We start from the raw sequence: 15,517 nt of genomic DNA, 5'->3' as shown, positions 1-15,517 counted from the left end.
CATGGTCTATGACGAAGCGCTCGATCGTTTCGAGCCGGTGCTTGGGCTGGAGACGCACGTCGAGCTGGGCACCCGGTCGAAGATGTTCTGCGGTTGCGAGGCGGTCTTCGGCGCGCCGCCCAACACGCACGTCTGCCCGACCTGCCTGGCGCTGCCGGGGGCGCTGCCCACGGCCAACGCCATGGCGATCGAGTCGACGATCCGCATCGGCCTGGCGCTCAACTGCTCCATCGCCGAGTGGTGTCGCTTCGCCCGGAAGAACTACTTCTATCCGGACATGCCGAAGAACTACCAGATCTCGCAGTACGACGAGCCGCTCTGCTTCGACGGCTACCTCGACATCGAGGTCGACGGCAAGCCGGTGCGGATCGAGATCGAGCGGGTGCACCTGGAGGAGGACACCGGCAAGTCCACCCACATGGGCGGCGCGACCGGCCGCATCCACGGCGCCGACTACTCCATCGTCGACTACAACCGTGCGGGCATCCCGCTGGTGGAGATCGTCACCAAGCCGATCCCGGGGACCGACCGGCTGGCGCCCGAGGTGGCCAAGGCGTACGTCACCGAGCTGCGTGAGGTGATGCGCTCGCTGGGCGTCTCCGACGTGCGCATGGAGGAGGGCTCGCTGCGCTGCGACGTGAACGTCTCGCTCATGCCGCGCGGCGCCTCCGAGTGGGGCACCCGTACCGAGACCAAGAACGTCAACTCGCTGCGCAGCGTCGAGCGGTCGGTGCGCAGTGAGATCGAGCGGCAGGCGGGGGTCCTGGCCGCCGGCGGCCGGATCGTGCAGGAGACCAGGCACTTCCACGAGGACACCGGCACCACCACGTCGGGCCGGTCCAAGGAGGAGGCGCAGGACTACCGTTACTTCCCCGAGCCCGACCTGGTGCCGATCGCGCCGGACCCGGCCTGGGTGGCGGAGCTGAAGGCGGCGCTGCCGGAGCTGCCGTCGGCCAAGCGTCAGCGGCTGAAGGCCGAGTGGGGGCTGTCCGACCTGGACATGCAGGCCATGCACAACGCCGACGCGATCGACCTGGTGGAGGCCACGGTCACGGCGGGCGCGCCGGCCGCGGACGCGCGTAAGTGGTGGATGGGCGAGCTGGCCCGCCGCTCCAACGAGAGCGGCGTCGCGCTGGCCGACCTGCCGATCACGCCGGAGCAGATCGCCCGGGTCACCGTGCTGGTGGCTTCCGGCTCGCTGAACGACAAGCTGGCCCGCGAGGTGCTGGAGGGCGTGCTGGCCGGCGAGGGCTCGCCGGACGAGGTGGTGGAGAAGCGCGGCCTGAAGATCGTGAGTGACGACGGCGCGCTGTCGTCGATCATCGACGAGGTGCTCGCGGCCAACGCCGACGCCGCCGACAAGGTCCGCTCCGGCAAGATCGCCGCAGCCGGTGCGCTGGTGGGTGGCGTGATGAAGGCCAGCCGGGGCAAGGCCGACGCCGCTCGGGCGCGCGCGCTGATCCTGGAGAAGCTGGGCGTCTCGGAGTAACGACGACGCACGCAGGGGCCCCGGCACGCTGGTGACGGGGCCTTTTCGCGGCACCTGCCGGTGATGGTCCTAGGTCTATTCTCGTGCATGGACCTAGGACCAGGGCGGGAGGCGCCGCGCCGGGGCCGTGTCCTAGCGTCGCAGGCATGACACGGAAAGCATTGACGGCAGGTCTGGTGGCGATGGTGTCGCTGGTGGCCTTCGAGTACGTCGCGGTCGCGATCGCCATGCCGGTGGTGGCGGACGACCTCGGCGGGATCGAGCTGTACGGGCTGGCGTTCAGTGGGGCGATGGCGGCCGGGGTGGTGGGGACCGTGCTGGGCGGCCGGTGGGCCGATCTGCGCGGGCCGCTCGCCCCGTTGTGGACGGGTGTGGCCGCTTTCGTCGCCGGGCTGACCCTGGCCGGGACCGCGCCGTCCATGGAGGTGCTGATCGCCGGCCGGCTGGTGCAGGGGTTCGGCGGGGCGCTGGTGAACGTGGCGTTGTACGTGGTGGTGGCCCGGGTCTACCCCGAGGAACTGCACCCGAAGATCTTCTCGTTGTTCGCGACCGCCTGGGTGGTGCCGTCGATGGTGGGCCCCGGGATCGTCGGCGCCATCGTCGACGTGCTGGACTGGCGCTGGGTGTTCCTGCTGGTGCCGTTCCTGACGGTGGTGGGCGGCCTGCTGCTGCTGCGCGGGCTCGCGGGCCAGCCCGTCCGGGGCGGGCAGGGCACGTCCGCCCCCGGCTTCGGGGCGATGCTCGGGTGGGCGGCCGTCACCGCCGTCGCCGCGGGTCTCATGCAGTACGGCAGCAACGGGCAGGTCGTCCTGCTGGTCATCGGCCTGGTGATCCTGGCCGTGGCGCTGCCCAGGCTGTTGCCCGCCGGGACGCTCAGGGCCGCCCGGGGGCTGCCGGCGGTCGTGGTCCTGCGCGGCCTGGCCACCGGGGCGCTCTTCGCCGCCGAGGTGATCATCCCGCTCATGCTCATCAACGGGCGCGGCCTGTCGCCGCTGTGGGCCGGGATCGCGCTCACCGGAGGCGCGGTGACCTGGTCCTTCGCCTCGTGGTTGCAGGGGCGTGAGGTGTTCAGCCAGATCACGAACCTGCGGCTGGGCGCGGCCATGCTGGCGACGGGCGTCCTGCTGATGGGGGTCGTGACGTTCGCGGCGGTGCCCGTCGCGCTGGCCTATCCGTCGTGGATCGTGGCCGGGTTCGGCATGGGGCTGATCTATCCGACGCTGTCGGTGCTCACCCTGGAGCTGTCCGAGCCCGGCGAGGAGGGGGCCAACAGCTCGGCGCTGCAGGTGGGGGAGTCGGTGTTCTCGGTGGTGGCCGTGGCCGTCACCAGCGCGCTGTTCACCGCCGTGGGCTCCGGCTACTGGGCGGTCTTCGCGGCCGCACTGGTCATGGCCCTGGCCGGGCTGGCGATCGCGCCGCGCGCCGTCAGGGTGGCCGTACCGGCTCTCAAGGGCGCGTGAACGGTCGCGAGAGGGTGCGTGAACGGTCCCGAGGGGGCGGAGGCCGCCCCCTCGGGGTCAGTCCTCCCGGGAGACGGGCAGCGACGGCCCGCCGGTCCGCCGGGTCAGCGCCTTCCTGAACAGCGGCGTCAGCAGCGCCAGCGCCGACAGCACCAGCAGGGTCACCGCGATCGGGCTGCGCACCAGTACGCCGACGTCGCCCGCCCCGATGGCCAGGGCGCGCCGGAGCTGGATCTCCGCCATCGGCCCCAGGATCATCCCGATCACCGCCGGCGCGACCGGCAGCCCGAACCGGCGCATCGCGAACCCGAGCAGGCCGAGCAGGTACAGCACCACCAGGTCCACCGCGCTGGCGTTGAGCGCGTAGACGCCCAGCGCCGCGAACATCACGATCCCGGCGTACAGGTAAGGCCGGGGGATGCGCAGCAGTTTCGCCCACACCGGGGCAAGGGGCAGATTCAGTACGAGCAGCATCGTGTTGCCGATGAACAGCGACGCGATCATGCCCCACACCAGGGCCGGGTTGTGGTCGAAGAGCTGCGGTCCCGGCTGCAGGCCGTACTGCTGGAAGGCGGCGAGCATGATCGCGGCCGTCGCCGACGTCGGCAGGCCCAGGGTGAGCAGGGGGACGAGGGTGCCCGCGGCCGAGGCGTTGTTGGCCGCCTCGGGCCCCGCCACGCCCTCGATGGCGCCCCTGCCGTACTCCTCGCGGGCCACGCCGCGCGCGAGGCGCTTCTCGGCGGCGTACGACAGGAACGTGGGGATCTCCGCGCCGCCGCCGGGCAGCGCGCCGAACGGGAAGCCCAGCGCGGTGCCGCGCAGCCACGGCCGCCACGAGCGGCCCCAGTCGGCGCGGCCCATCCAGGCCCGGCCCACGGGCACCACCTCGGGCGGCGCGTGGCGCAGCCGGGAGGCCACGTACAGCGCCTCGCCCACCGCGAACAACCCCACCGCGACGATCACCACGTCGATGCCGTCGAGCAGCTGGTCGATGCCGAGCGTGAGCCGGGCCTGCCCGGTCTGCTGGTCGATGCCCACCAGCCCGATCATCAGGCCCAGCCCGAGCGAGGCCAGGCCGCGCACCACCGAGCGCGACAGCACCGACGACACCGCGGTGAACGCCAGGATCGCCAGTGCGAAGTAGTCCTCCGGCCCGAACGAGATGGCGAAGCTCACCACGGCCGGCGCGGCGAACACCAGCAGCGCGGTGGCGAGCGTGCCCGCCACGAACGAGCCGATGGCCGCCGTGGCCAGCGCCTGCGCGGCCCGCCCGCGCCGGGCCATCTTGTTGCCCTCCAGCGCGGTGATCATCGAGGACGACTCGCCGGGCGTGTTGAGCAGGATGGATGTGGTCGAGCCGCCGTACATACCGCCGTAGTAGATGCCCGCGAACATGATGAACGCGCTGGCCGGCGGCACGGTGAAGGTGATCGGCAGCAGCAGCGCCACGGTCATCGCCGGCCCGATGCCGGGCAGGACGCCGACCAGGGTGCCGAGTGTGACGCCGACGAGCGCGTACAGCAGGTTGACCGGGGTGAGCGCCGAGGCGAACCCGTCGAGCAGCAGTTGCAGCGACTCCACCTAGATCACCCCCTGCAGCAGCCCGCCGGGCAGCGTGACGCCCAGCCCCTTGACGAACAGCAGGTACGTCGAGACGCCCAGGACCACCGCGATCCCCGCCGCGCGCAGTTTGTGCTCGGCGCCGAGCACCGCAGCCACCCCGAAGAACAGCAGGCTCGCCGCGATGATCCAGCCGAGCACGTCCAGTACGGCGACGAAGGCCAGGAAGACGCCGCTCACCAGGCCCACGCTGCGCCAGTCGGAGGGCGCGTCGACGTCCACGTCCTCGCTCTCCTCAGGATCGCCCCGCCCGCCGCGCAGCACGTCGGCCACGTAGAACAGGCCCACGACGATCATGGAGCCGCCCACCAGCATCGGGAAGAACCGGGGGCCCAGCCCGAGCTGGGAGGCCGCCGTGGACACGTCCAGCGTGCCGAGCATGACGAAGGCGCCCAGGCCCAGCACGACCAGCGCCAGGCCGAGCTCGGGACGCCACCACCGCCGCTTCCCGTCCGGCTGGACCTCGTCCGGCGCGATCCCGTCCGGCGCGGCCCCGTCCGGTGCGACCTCGTCCGGTGCCGGCATCAGGAGACGAGCCCCATCTCGGCGATGATGGCCTTGACCCGGGTCTCCTCGGACTTCAGGTAGCCGGCGAACTCCTGACCGGCCATGAAGGAGTCGATCCAGCCGTTCTTGGCCACCGCGTCCTTCCACGGCTGCGAGTCGTGCATCTTGGTCACCAGGTCGACCAGCGCCTTGTGGTCGGCGTCGCTGAGGCCGGCCGGGGCCACGAAGCCGCGCCAGTTGGCCAGCTCCACGTCCATGCCGCCCTCCTTCAGCGTGGGCGCGTCCAGGTCGGGCAGCCGCTCGGCGGAGGTGACCCCGAGCGCGCGCAGCTTGCCGGACTTGACATGCTCGGCGAACTCGCCGACGCCCGAGATGCCGATGGTGACGTTGTTGCCGAGCAGCGCGTTGAGCGCCTCACCGCCGCCGGAGTGCGCGATGTAGTTGACCTGCTTCGGGTCCACGCCCGCGGCCTTGGCCATCAGGCCGGCCACGATGTGGTCGGTGCCGCCCGCCGAGCCGCCCGCGACGGAGACCTTGGCCGGGTCCGCCTTCCAGGCGGCGGTCAGGTCCGCCAGCGACTTCAGCGGCGAGTCGGCCGGGACCACGATGATCTCGTACTCCTCGGTCAGTTTGGCGATCGGCGTCGTCTCGGCCAGCGTGACCTTCGACTTGTTCTGCTCGATCGCGCCGACCATGACCAGGCCCATGGTCATCAGCAGGTTGCCGTTGCCCTTCTCGCCGGCGAGCTGGGCCAGCCCGATCGTGCCACCGGCGCCGGGCACGTTGAAGACCTCGACCTGGCGGTCGGGAGCGGCGGCCTTGATCGCCTGCTCGGCCACGCGGGAGGTCTGGTCCCAGCCGCCGCCGGGAGCGGCGGGCGCCATGATCCGCAGCGCGCTGGTGCCGCCGCCGGAGCCGGTGTCGCCGCAGCCGGTGAGCACGGTGGCGGAGAGCGCCGCGAGTGCGGCGAGTATGCGCAGACGCATGATCACTCCAAGGGTGGGGGGTTTCACATGATGAGAACTGGATGGTGATGTCCCCCTACCCCCACGGTCGAGTCTTTGTGGGTAGCCGTCGTAGTGGTCGTATTGGTCGCAATCCCCCCGTGACCTGGGAGTGTTTCCATGTGTCCCGTGAGACGGGTACGTGACCCCTCCCTGGGCACCCAGTTGTTCGTGCTCCAGATGGCGATCGTGCTGCTCGCCGTCGGCAGCACGGCCGGCGTGTGGGCCCAGCACACTCGCGCCCAGCTCGACTCCCTCTACCAGCAGCGCGCCCTGGCGATCGCGCAGTCCGTGGCGGGCCTGCCGGAGGTGCGCGAGGCGTTCGAGCTGCAGCGGCCCGAGGCGGTGCTGCAGCCTCTCGCCCTCAGCGTCCAGCAGACCACCGGCGCCGACTACGTGGTGATCGCCAACGACGACCAGATCCGCTACGCCCATCCCAACGCCTCGCTGATCCGCAAACGGCTGTCCACCGACGGCACCTACGTGCTGACCACCGGCAGGAGCTGGGTCGGCACCGAGAAGGGCACGATCGGCATCACGGTCAGGGGCAAGACCCCGGTCCTCGACGAGTACGGCACCGTCATCGGCCTGGTCTCGGTCGGCGTCCTGGAGACCACGGTCGTCGACGCGGTCGCCGGCGCGCTGCCGCCGCTGCTGTGGACCGCGCCTGCCGTGCTCATCGCCGGGCTGGCCGCCGCCGCGCTGATCACCGCACGGGTGCGCAGGCAGACGTTCGGGCTGGAGCCGCGCGACATCGCCGCGCTGCTGGAGCAGCGCGAGGGCGTGCTGCACGGCGTCAAGGAGGGGGTGCTGGCGCTCGACCTCGACGGCAGGGTGACGCTGGTCAACGACGCCGCCCGCGAGCTGCTGGGCGACGTCGGCGACGACCTGACGCAGATGGCGGTCTCCGACCGGATGCGCGACGTGCTCGGTGGCGCCGATCCGGGTGAGGACCGGATCGTGCTGCACCGCGACCGGGTGCTGGTGCTCAACCGCACGCCGGTCTCCGTACGCGGCCAGCACCGAGGCTGGGTGATCACCCTGCGCGACCGCACCGAGCTGGTACGCCTGGCGCGCGAGCTGGACGACACCAGCAGCGCCACCGGGGCGTTGCGAGCCCAGGCGCACGAGTTCGCCAACCGCATGCACACGGTCGTCGGGCTGCTGGAGATGGGCGAGCATGAGGCGGCGATCAACTTCATCACCAGCACCACCCGCGGCACCTACGCCAGCGACCTGCACGAACGGGTACGCGACCCCACGCTCGCCGCCCTGCTGCTGGCCAAGTCGGCCGAGGCGGCCGAACGTGGCGCCCGGCTGGTGCTGGCCGAGGACTCCGCCGTGCCCGAGGGCGTGCTCGGCGACCCGCAGGACGCCGTCCTGGTCGTCGGCAACCTGGTGGCCAACGCGATCGACGCGCTCGACGGCAGGGGCGGCACCATCGAGGTGTCGGTCGTGGCCGACGAGCAGGGGTTGCGGGTCCGGGTCGGCGACTCCGGGCCGGGGATCACGCCCGAGCTGGTCGAGGAGGTCTTCAGGGAGGGCTTCACGACCAAGGCCGCGCGCTCCGGCACCCGCGGCCTCGGCCTGGCGCTGACGAGGCAGGCGTGCCTGCGCAGGGGCGGCTGGGTGAAGGTCCGCAACTCGGGCGGCGCCGTCTTCACGGCCCTGCTGCCGGCGGCGGAGGTGACGGTGTGAACGGTCAGAGCGGCGTGAACGGCATCCGAGTGCTCGTCGTGGACGACGACTTCATGGTGGCCCGCATCCACGGCGGCTACGTCTCGCGGGTGCCCGGTTTCCAGGTCGTCGCCACCGCGCATCACGGGGCCGGCGCGATCGAGGCGGTGACCGAGCACCGGCCCGACCTGGTGCTGCTCGACATCTACCTGCCCGACATGTCGGGACTGGACGTGCTCAAGGCGCTGACCGGCGTGGACGTGCTGATGATCAGCGCGGCCCGCGACGTGCCCACGGTCAGGGAGGCGATGCGCGGCGGCGCGGTCAACTATCTCATCAAGCCCTTCACCGCCGCCGCCCTGACGGAGCGGCTGCAGCAGTACGCCCGGACCCGCCGGACGTTCACCGCCATCGGGCCCGAGGCCCGCCAGGACGATGTGGACCGGCTCTTCGGCACGCCGACGACCACCTCGCCGCTGCCCAAGGGGTTGTCGGCGGCGACGTGCGCGCTGGTCGCCCAGACGCTGCGCGAGGCGGGCCGCGACCTGTCAGCAGCCGAGACGGCCCAGCTCGCGGGCCTGTCGCGGGTCAGCGCCCGGCGCTATCTGGAGCACCTCTGCGCCGACGGCAGGGCCGAGCTACGCCCGCGCTACGGCTCGGCCGGGCGCCCAGAACACCGATATCGATGGCTAGGCTGACACACTTCCGTAGTCTTTTCCCGTGACATATGTGGACCTGCGTGCCTTACTGTTGCCTGAGACTTGGCTGCGGAGCGGGAGGAGATTGAGGCGTGCGTAACGCCGGACCGATCGAATCACCGACCGACCCGTTCAGTTCGGTGCCCCTGCCCAGTCGTGGCACGTCCAAGAAGCCCAAGATCGAGGGCCTGCCACCAGGCGTGTCCCGCGACATCTTCGGCCCGCAGGGCCAGCAGCAGGAGACCCGCCGTCCCGCCGGCGCCGCCCCGGCCGCGCCGAACGGTGGCGCGCTGCCCCCGGCCGCGCCGCCGTCGCAGCCCTGGCCGGTGAACGGACATCCGCAGGAGCCGGGTTCCGCCCAGGCTCCCGCGTTCGGCGGGGACCGGCCCGGCCCCGCCCTGATCGACCCGGATCCGCCCCGCCGCCGTCGCCTGCTGCCGGGCGTCGCCGTGCTCCTGATAATCGTCCTCGCCATGGCCTACCTGGTGCCCGCGGTGCTCATGTCGGGCTCGGTCCTGCGCGGCACCCGCGTCGGCGGCGTCGACATCGGCGGCCTGACCGTGACCCAGGCGGCCGAGAAGCTCCGCACCGAGCTCGCCGCCAAGCTCAACAAGCCCGTCGTGGTCGACATCGGCGCGCGCAAGGACACCATCCAGCCCGACGAGGCCGGCCTCCAGCTCGACGTGGTGACCACGATCGGCGAGGCTCCCAGCGGCTTCCCCACCCCCGTCGAGGTGTGGCGGGCGCTGACCGGCACGACCGAGATCGAGCCCAGGGTGACCGTCGACGCCTCCCAGCTCGCCAGGACGGTGGACGCCCTGGCCGAGACCGTCGACAAGCCCCCGCACGACGGGCGCGTGGCGTTCAAGGGCCTGCGCCCGGTCGCCACCCCGCCACGCGACGGCGAGCTCCTCGACCGGGCGAAAGCGGTCGTCGTGATCAGCGATGCGTTCCTGCGCGGCAGCGGCACCGCCGTGCTCTCGCTCGAACCCGCCCAGCCGACGACCACCCCCGAGGCCATCACCAAGGCCGAGGCGCAGGCCAAGAGGGCCGTGGCGGCGCCGATCACGCTCACGCTCGGCGACAGGCAGGCGCAGCTCACCCCGGAGACGATCGCGGCCAACCTCACCTTCGCCACCGACGGCGAGGGCGCCCTGATCCCGCAGTTCGACGCCGAGAAAGCGCTCACCGGGGTGGAGAGCAGCCTGGTGGACGCGGCCCAGGTGCCGCGCGACGCCACGTACGACGTCGTGAACGGCAAGCTCGTGCTGGTGCCCTCGCGCCAGGGCAGAGGCGTCAACGCCAAGCTGCTCGCCCGCGACGTCGCCAAGCTGGTGCGCGGCGGCGGCGAGCGCGTCATCCCCGTCAGGCTCTCCGCCGCACCCCCCTTGGTCACCACCGACCAGGTGACCGGGCTCGGCATCAAGGAGAACGTGGCCTCGTTCACCTCGACCTTCGAGTGCTGTCTGCCTCGGGTGACCAACATCCGGCAGATGGCGGCCGACATCGACGGGAAGCTCGTGAAGCCCGGCGAGACGTTCTCGCTCAACGACGTGGTGGGGGAGCCCACCATCGAGGGCGGCTACGTGCAGGCCCCGCAGACCGTCGGCGGCAGGGTCCTCACCGTCACGGGCGGCGGCGCCTCGCAGCTCGCCACCACCCTCTACAACGCGGCCTTCTTCGGCGGGTTCGAGGACGTCGAGCGCACGCCGATGGACTACCACTCCGCGCGCTACCCGGCGGGCCGCGACGCCTCGCTGCTCTACCCGGACCTGGACCTGAAGTGGCGCAACGACTCCGAGCACGGAGTGCTGATCAAGGCCGCGTCCACCGCCACGACCGTCACGGTCGCGCTGTGGAGCACCAAGCGCTACGACAAGGTCGAGGCCGTGGAGTCGGAGAAGCGGGACTTCACCCCGTTCCGCACCGAGACCAGCGACGCCGCCGACTGCCGGTCGGTCGTCGGCCAGCAGGGCTTCACGATCGACGTCACCCGGGTGTTCTTCAAGGGCGACGACGAGCTCAAGCGGGACCCGAAGGTGACCACGAAGTACCGGCCGCAGGCGCAGGTGACCTGCACCGCCGCCGCGGGCTGAGCGCTACGACGGCGTGACGGCGAGGATCTTGTCGTCGCCGTCACGCTCGTCGCCCCGGCCGTCCTTGTTGCTGGTGCCCACCCACAGGCCGCCGTCAGGGGTGGTGGTCACCGCGCGGAGTCTGCCGTACGTGCCGGAGAAGTGCGCGACCGGCGTGCCGGGCGCGCCGTCGGCCGCCAGCGGGATCTGCCACAGGCGCTCGCCGCGCAGCGCGCCCATCCACAGGGAGCCGCCGGCGAAGGCCAGGCCGGACGGTGAGGCCTCGGCGGTGTCCCAGGTGACGATCGGGTCGGTGAAGGCGGGATCGTCGCCACGGCCCTCGACCTCCGGCCAGCCGTAGTTGGCGCCCGGCTCGATCAGGTTGAGCTCGTCGAAGGTGTTGGCGCCGAACTCCGAGGCGTACAGCCGGCCCGAGCCGTCCCAGGCCAGGCCCTGCACGTTGCGGTGGCCGAGGCTGTAGACGAGCGTGCCGAACGGGTTGCCCGGAGCGGGGTCGCCGTCGGCCGTCATGCGCAGGATCTTGCCGGCCAGGGAGTCACGCCGCTGGGAGAGGTCCCGGTCGCCGGTCTCCCCGGTGCTGGCGTACAGGTGGCCGTCGGGGCCGAACGCCAGCCTGCCCCCGTTGTGGATGCTGCCCTTGGGGATGCCCTCCACGATGACCCGCGGCTGCGACAGGGTGTCGCCGCCGAGGTGGTAGCGGACGATCCTGTTGTCGGAGGCGGCGGTGTAGTAGACGAACACCTGCTCGTCCTTGACCGCCACGCCCATCAGGCCGCCCTCACCGTCGGGGACGACACCGTCGATCGTGCCCAGCGCGGTGACCTGCCCGTTCTGACCTACGCGCAGCAGCCTGGCCGTGTCGCGCTCGGTCACCAGCGCGTCGCCCCCCGGCAGGAAGGCGATCGCCCACGGCACGGCCAGGTCACGCGCCACGACCCTCGGCTCGCCCGGCGGCGCGGCGGACACCGACGCCGTCGGCGAGGCGTCCCCTCCGGCACTGGAGCAGGCCGTCAGCACCGCCATCAACATGATCGTCCATAGCTTCCTCATGTGTTCCATACTCGCCCCAGGGCCATAAAGTTTCGTGCATGGAAACCTGGGTCCCGTCCGGCGCGGTCGCCGAAGCCCTGTCCGCCCTGCCCGGTGTGCACTGCTCCGTCTATGACGGCACGGGGCCGGAGCCCGACGGGATCGAGGACGTCGAGGTGTGGATCCCGCCGCTGATCCCGGTGCCCGACGTGCCGGGGACCCTGGCCAGGATGCGCTCGCTGCGCCTGCTGCAGACCGTCACCGCAGGCGTGGAGGCCTACCGGCCGCACCTGCCCGAGGGCGCGGTGCTCTGCAACGCGCGCGGCGTGCACGACGCCGGCACCGCCGAGTGGGCCGTCGGCGCGATGATCGCGGTGATCCGGGAGTTCCCCGGCTTCACCGACGCCCAGCGCAGGGGCGAGTGGACCTACCACCACACCGGCGCGCTGGCCGACTCCACCGTGCTGATCGTCGGCTACGGCTCCATCGGCGCGGCGCTCGAAAGGCGGCTCGACGGCTTCGAGGTCGAGGTCGTGCGGGTGGCCAGGCGGGCCCGCGACGGGGTGCACGGCATGGCCGAGCTGCCCGCGTTGCTGCCCGCCGCCGACGTCGTGGTGCTGCTCGTGCCCGCCACCGAGGCGACCGCCGGCATGGTGGACGCCGCGTTCCTGGCCCGGATGAAGGACGGCGCCGTGCTCGTCAACGCCGCCAGGGGCGGGGTCGTCGACACCGACGCCCTGGTCGCCGAGCTCAAGGACGGTAGGCTGCGGGCGGCACTCGACGTGACCGCGCCCGAGCCGCTGCCCGAGGGCCACCCCCTCTGGAGCGCCCCCGGCGTGCTGATCACGCCGCACGTCGCGGGCAGCACCCCTGCCTCGACGCGTCGCATGCTGCGGCTCATGCGCTCGCAAATGGCACGCCACCTCGCCGGTGAGCCGCTCGACAACGTCATCACCGAAGCGTATTGAGAGGAATCCGGACCGTGGCTGGTCCGTGACCTTAAGTGCGTACGGTGGCGTCTAAGCAGGATTTCCTGACTGCCTGTCAAGGAATTCCTGGCGGCAATGGGTCGGTGTGGTTATCAGATCGGTGACGACATCGGCATTGTCACCACCCGCGCACCCACGACCGCACACACTGGCGATGTGCACCGCCGGGCTTCGGCGGTCACGGGAGCAGGGTTCGAGACGGGATGGGCAACGACTGTGATCCGCTGGCGTGATCCACGGGCACCGCTGACCGCTGCGGTGGCGATCGGTGCGGCGGGTTTCGCGGCTGCGCTCCTTGCGGGCGGCCCGGCCCTCCTCACCGGCTCCGTCGCCGGATTCCTCGCGGCCCTGCTGGCCGCCGCCTCCCTGCTGATCGCCTCCATCCAGCCGGTCGAGCATCGGACCATGGCGATGGGCACGCGCTGGATGGGCGGTGGCGCGGCCGTCTGGGCGGTGGGCATGGCGGTGCGCCCGTTCGCCGTGAGCTCCAGCTTCATGTCCAGCTTCGCCGACCTCCTCGTGCTGCTCGGCACGGTGCTGACGGGTGGCGGCGCGCTGATCGCCGCCGGTCGCAAGCTGCCCGCGATGGCGGTGTTACGGCATCTCGCCGGCTCCTACCTCTGCGCCGCCTCGCTGTTCCTGATCGCCTGGGTGGCGGTGCTGCGGCACGTCTACGACGAGACCGCCGACCCCGCGCTGTTCACCTTCGCGCTGCTGCCGCCGCTGCTCGCGCTGGTGGTGACCTGCGCGGTCATCCCGTCCGTGGTCACCGGCAGGTCCGCCGCCTGGCCGCTCGGCATGGCGGGCGTCGCCGTGCTCGCCACCACGACGGTGGCCGGCATGGCCAGCGCCATGGCCCGGCTCGACGGCGGCCCGCCGCCGGCCTGGAGTCTCACGCTCGCGCCGCTGGCGTTCCTGCTCCTGGCCGCCATCCCATGGACGCGCCCGCGCGAGATGCCGGCCGTTCCGCTCGTCGGCGCCCTGATCTCGCTGGTCCCGTCGGTGCTGGTCGCCGTGGCGACCTGCACCATGCTCGTGCACCTGGCGAGCGGCACCCGCCAGCAGCCCGTCACCGGCGTGGTGGTGGTCGCCGCCTCCGTGGTCCTGCTCCTGCTGCTGCGCGTGTTCGTGCTGTCGGGGGCCAACCTCCGGCTGCGCACGCTGGTCTCGCTCGGCGACAAGCAGCTCAGGGACCTCGCCGAGAGCACCGGCGACGTGGTGCTGATCTGCGACTACGACGGCAAGGTGCACGAGATCGGCGCGGGGGTCGAGGCCACCTACGGCTACCACCCCGACGAGCTGGTGGGCGGATCGATCTTCGACTACATCCACCCCGAGGACGTGCCGCAGATCAAGTCCTCGCTGCTCGCGATGGGCCTGGACGACGACGAGAACGCCGACTCCGGCGCCTGCATGATCGCCTGCCGGGTGCGCGGGGCGGACGGCACCTGGCGGCCCACCGAGTCCGTCGCCACCCGCCACGCGAGCGGTGAGGACCAGCTGCTGGTCACCACCAGGGACGTGAGCGACGAGGAGGCGCTGCGCAACCAGGTGGCCCACCTCACCTTCCACGACGGCGTGACCGGCCTGCCCAACCGCTCCTACTTCGAGGAGCGCACCCGCGAGGTGCTCACCGGGCACGGCTCGGGGCACAGCACCGGCCATGTGGCCGTGATCTTCCTGGACCTCGACGGATTCACCTCCGTCAACGACTCCGTCGGCCACGCCAGCGGCGACTACCTCCTCGGCCAGGCCGCGCGCAGGCTGCGCGGGGCCGTGCGTCCCGACGACACGCTGGCCCGGTGGGGTGGCGACGAGTTCGCGGTGCTGGTGGAGACGGGGGGCGAGGCGCAGCACGCCGTCGACCTGGCCGAGCGGCTGGTGCGGGCGGTCTCGCAGGAGCCGTTCAGGGTGGCCGACCGCGACGTGGCGCTCACCGCGAGCGTGGGCGTGGCCTTCGCCGAGGACGAGCTGCCCGCCGGCGACCTCATCCGCAACGCCGACGTGGCCATGGCGCGCGCCAAGGAGCTGGGCGGCCGCCGGGTCGAGGTGTTCGCCGCGCAGATGCACGCCGACGTGGTGCGCAGGCTGGAGCTGGCCGCCGACCTGCAGCGGGCGCTGATCGAGCAGCAGTTCGCCATCGAGTATCAGCCGGTGGTGGACCTGGCGACCTCCCGGGTGACCGCCGTCGAGGCGCTCGTGCGCTGGTGGCGCGGCTCGGTGTTCGTGCCGCCCGACCAGTTCCTCGGCCCGGCCGAGGACACCGGCCTCATCGTGCCGCTGGGCGAGTGGATCCTGCGCGAGTCCTGCCGCGAGGTGGCCGCCTGGCGCGCCTCCTCCTGGGACATCGGGCTGTCGCTCAACCTGTCGGCGCGCCAGATCACCGCGCCGAGGTTCGTCGAGACCGTCGAGGAGGCGCTGGAGGAGAGCGGCCTGCCCGCCTCCGCGCTCACCCTTGAGGTCATCGAGGAGATGCTCGTCGAGGACGCTGAGGAGACGATCAAGCGGCTGTCGGAGCTGCGCGCCCTGGGCGTACGACTGGCCATCGACGACTTCGGCACCGGCTACGCCTCGCTGGCGTTCCTGCGGCAGCTGCCGGTCGACATGATCAAGATCGATCCGTCCTTCGTGTCGGGTCTCGGCAGGGACGACACGCTGACCCTGCTCACCCGCACCATCGTGCGCCTCGGCCACGACCTCGGGCTCGTCGTGGTGGCCGAGGGGATCGAGCGGCCCGAGCAGCTCGAACTGCTGCGGGAGATGGGCTGCACCAGGGGACAGGGTTTCCTGGTGGCCAGACCGATGGCGGCCAGGGGCGTGGACTCGCTCATGCGGACGAGTCTCACCGTGTGAGACAAGTGTCCACTGAGTTGACACTTAAGCATTCGGAGCGGCTATGGTGTAAGGCATGCTTCGCAGTGAGATTCTCGTAGTACTTCGCTGGCGCG

Annotated in this window: 11 protein-coding genes; 7 read left to right on the top strand and 4 right to left on the bottom strand. The window is 71.7% G+C overall.

Annotated elements, in window-relative coordinates; genetic code table 11:
- Position 1 precedes the first annotated feature (1 nt).
- Positions 2-1,489, top strand: coding sequence for an Asp-tRNA(Asn)/Glu-tRNA(Gln) amidotransferase subunit GatB (gene gatB, locus ACIBQX_RS16325; protein ID WP_397005445.1), 1,488 nt, complete (start codon positions 2-4; stop codon positions 1,487-1,489).
- A gap of 146 nt (positions 1,490-1,635) precedes the next feature.
- On the top strand, positions 1,636-2,949 hold the full coding sequence (locus ACIBQX_RS16320) for an MFS transporter (RefSeq protein WP_397005053.1): 1,314 nt from the start codon (positions 1,636-1,638) through the stop codon (positions 2,947-2,949).
- A gap of 57 nt (positions 2,950-3,006) precedes the next feature.
- On the opposite strand, the gene ACIBQX_RS16315 is transcribed toward ACIBQX_RS16320, so the two are convergent.
- The 3 genes from ACIBQX_RS16315 to ACIBQX_RS16305 are packed head-to-tail and all read right to left on the bottom strand — an operon-like array spanning position 3,007 to position 6,062.
- Positions 3,007-4,530 carry a tripartite tricarboxylate transporter permease gene (locus ACIBQX_RS16315; protein ID WP_397005051.1) on the bottom strand — a complete coding sequence of 508 codons (1,524 nt, stop codon included), beginning with the start codon at positions 4,528-4,530 and terminating at the stop codon, positions 3,007-3,009.
- Positions 4,531-5,094: a tripartite tricarboxylate transporter TctB family protein gene (locus tag ACIBQX_RS16310; RefSeq protein ID WP_397005049.1), complete on the bottom strand. Its 564-nt coding sequence runs from the start codon at positions 5,092-5,094 to the stop codon at positions 4,531-4,533.
- A complete protein-coding gene (locus ACIBQX_RS16305) occupies positions 5,094-6,062 on the bottom strand; it encodes a Bug family tripartite tricarboxylate transporter substrate binding protein (protein WP_397005047.1) in 969 nt (322 codons plus the stop codon). The genes ACIBQX_RS16310 and ACIBQX_RS16305 overlap by 1 nt, the downstream gene beginning before the upstream one ends.
- Positions 6,063-6,200: 138 nt before the next feature.
- Between ACIBQX_RS16305 and ACIBQX_RS16300 the strand changes: the two genes are divergently transcribed.
- The 3 genes from ACIBQX_RS16300 to ACIBQX_RS16290 all read left to right on the top strand — a co-directional run bounded on the left by ACIBQX_RS16300 (position 6,201) and on the right by ACIBQX_RS16290 (position 10,551).
- Positions 6,201-7,778, top strand: a complete 1,578-nt coding sequence (locus tag ACIBQX_RS16300; protein ID WP_397005045.1) for an ATP-binding protein — start codon at positions 6,201-6,203, stop codon at positions 7,776-7,778.
- The gene (locus ACIBQX_RS16295) at positions 7,775-8,455 is read left to right on the top strand and encodes a response regulator (protein ID WP_397005043.1); all 681 of its coding nucleotides are present in this window, start codon (positions 7,775-7,777) and stop codon (positions 8,453-8,455) included. The genes ACIBQX_RS16300 and ACIBQX_RS16295 overlap by 4 nt, the downstream gene beginning before the upstream one ends.
- A gap of 92 nt (positions 8,456-8,547) precedes the next feature.
- A complete protein-coding gene (locus ACIBQX_RS16290; protein WP_397005041.1) occupies positions 8,548-10,551 on the top strand; it encodes a VanW family protein in 2,004 nt (667 codons plus the stop codon).
- Positions 10,552-10,554: 3 nt separating this feature from the next.
- Here ACIBQX_RS16290 and ACIBQX_RS16285 read toward each other — a convergent pair whose 3' ends face one another.
- Positions 10,555-11,601 (bottom strand): PQQ-dependent sugar dehydrogenase, encoded by a 1,047-nt coding sequence (locus tag ACIBQX_RS16285; RefSeq protein WP_397005039.1) that lies wholly within the window; start codon positions 11,599-11,601, stop codon positions 10,555-10,557.
- Positions 11,602-11,639: 38 nt separating this feature from the next.
- Here ACIBQX_RS16285 and ACIBQX_RS16280 point away from each other — a divergent pair, with 38 nt between their 5' ends.
- Positions 11,640-12,548 carry a 2-hydroxyacid dehydrogenase gene (locus tag ACIBQX_RS16280; RefSeq protein WP_397005037.1) on the top strand — a complete coding sequence of 303 codons (909 nt, stop codon included), beginning with the start codon at positions 11,640-11,642 and terminating at the stop codon, positions 12,546-12,548.
- A gap of 237 nt (positions 12,549-12,785) precedes the next feature.
- Positions 12,786-15,422, top strand: coding sequence for a putative bifunctional diguanylate cyclase/phosphodiesterase (locus ACIBQX_RS16275; protein ID WP_397005035.1), 2,637 nt, complete (start codon positions 12,786-12,788; stop codon positions 15,420-15,422).
- Positions 15,423-15,517: the final 95 nt, after the last annotated feature.

It is taken from the genome of Nonomuraea sp. NPDC049714 (genome assembly GCF_044465295.1).
In the GTDB taxonomy this organism is placed as follows: domain Bacteria; phylum Actinomycetota; class Actinomycetes; order Streptosporangiales; family Streptosporangiaceae; genus Nonomuraea.
This window is presented reverse-complemented; position numbering and strand designations above follow the sequence as displayed.

Bases quoted from the DNA above. Each gene is read 5' to 3' on its own strand.
- ACIBQX_RS16320 (WP_397005053.1), top strand. From the start codon at position 1,636: ATGACACGGAAAGCATTGACGGCAGGTCTGGTGGCGATGGTGTCGCTG.
- ACIBQX_RS16305 (WP_397005047.1), bottom strand. From the start codon at position 6,062: ATGCGTCTGCGCATACTCGCCGCACTCGCGGCGCTCTCCGCCACCGTG.
- ACIBQX_RS16285 (WP_397005039.1), bottom strand. From the start codon at position 11,601: ATGAGGAAGCTATGGACGATCATGTTGATGGCGGTGCTGACGGCCTGC.
- ACIBQX_RS16310 (WP_397005049.1), bottom strand. From the start codon at position 5,094: ATGCCGGCACCGGACGAGGTCGCACCGGACGGGGCCGCGCCGGACGGG.
- ACIBQX_RS16300 (WP_397005045.1), top strand. From the start codon at position 6,201: ATGTGTCCCGTGAGACGGGTACGTGACCCCTCCCTGGGCACCCAGTTG.
- gatB (WP_397005445.1), top strand. From the start codon at position 2: ATGGTCTATGACGAAGCGCTCGATCGTTTCGAGCCGGTGCTTGGGCTG.
- ACIBQX_RS16280 (WP_397005037.1), top strand. From the start codon at position 11,640: ATGGAAACCTGGGTCCCGTCCGGCGCGGTCGCCGAAGCCCTGTCCGCC.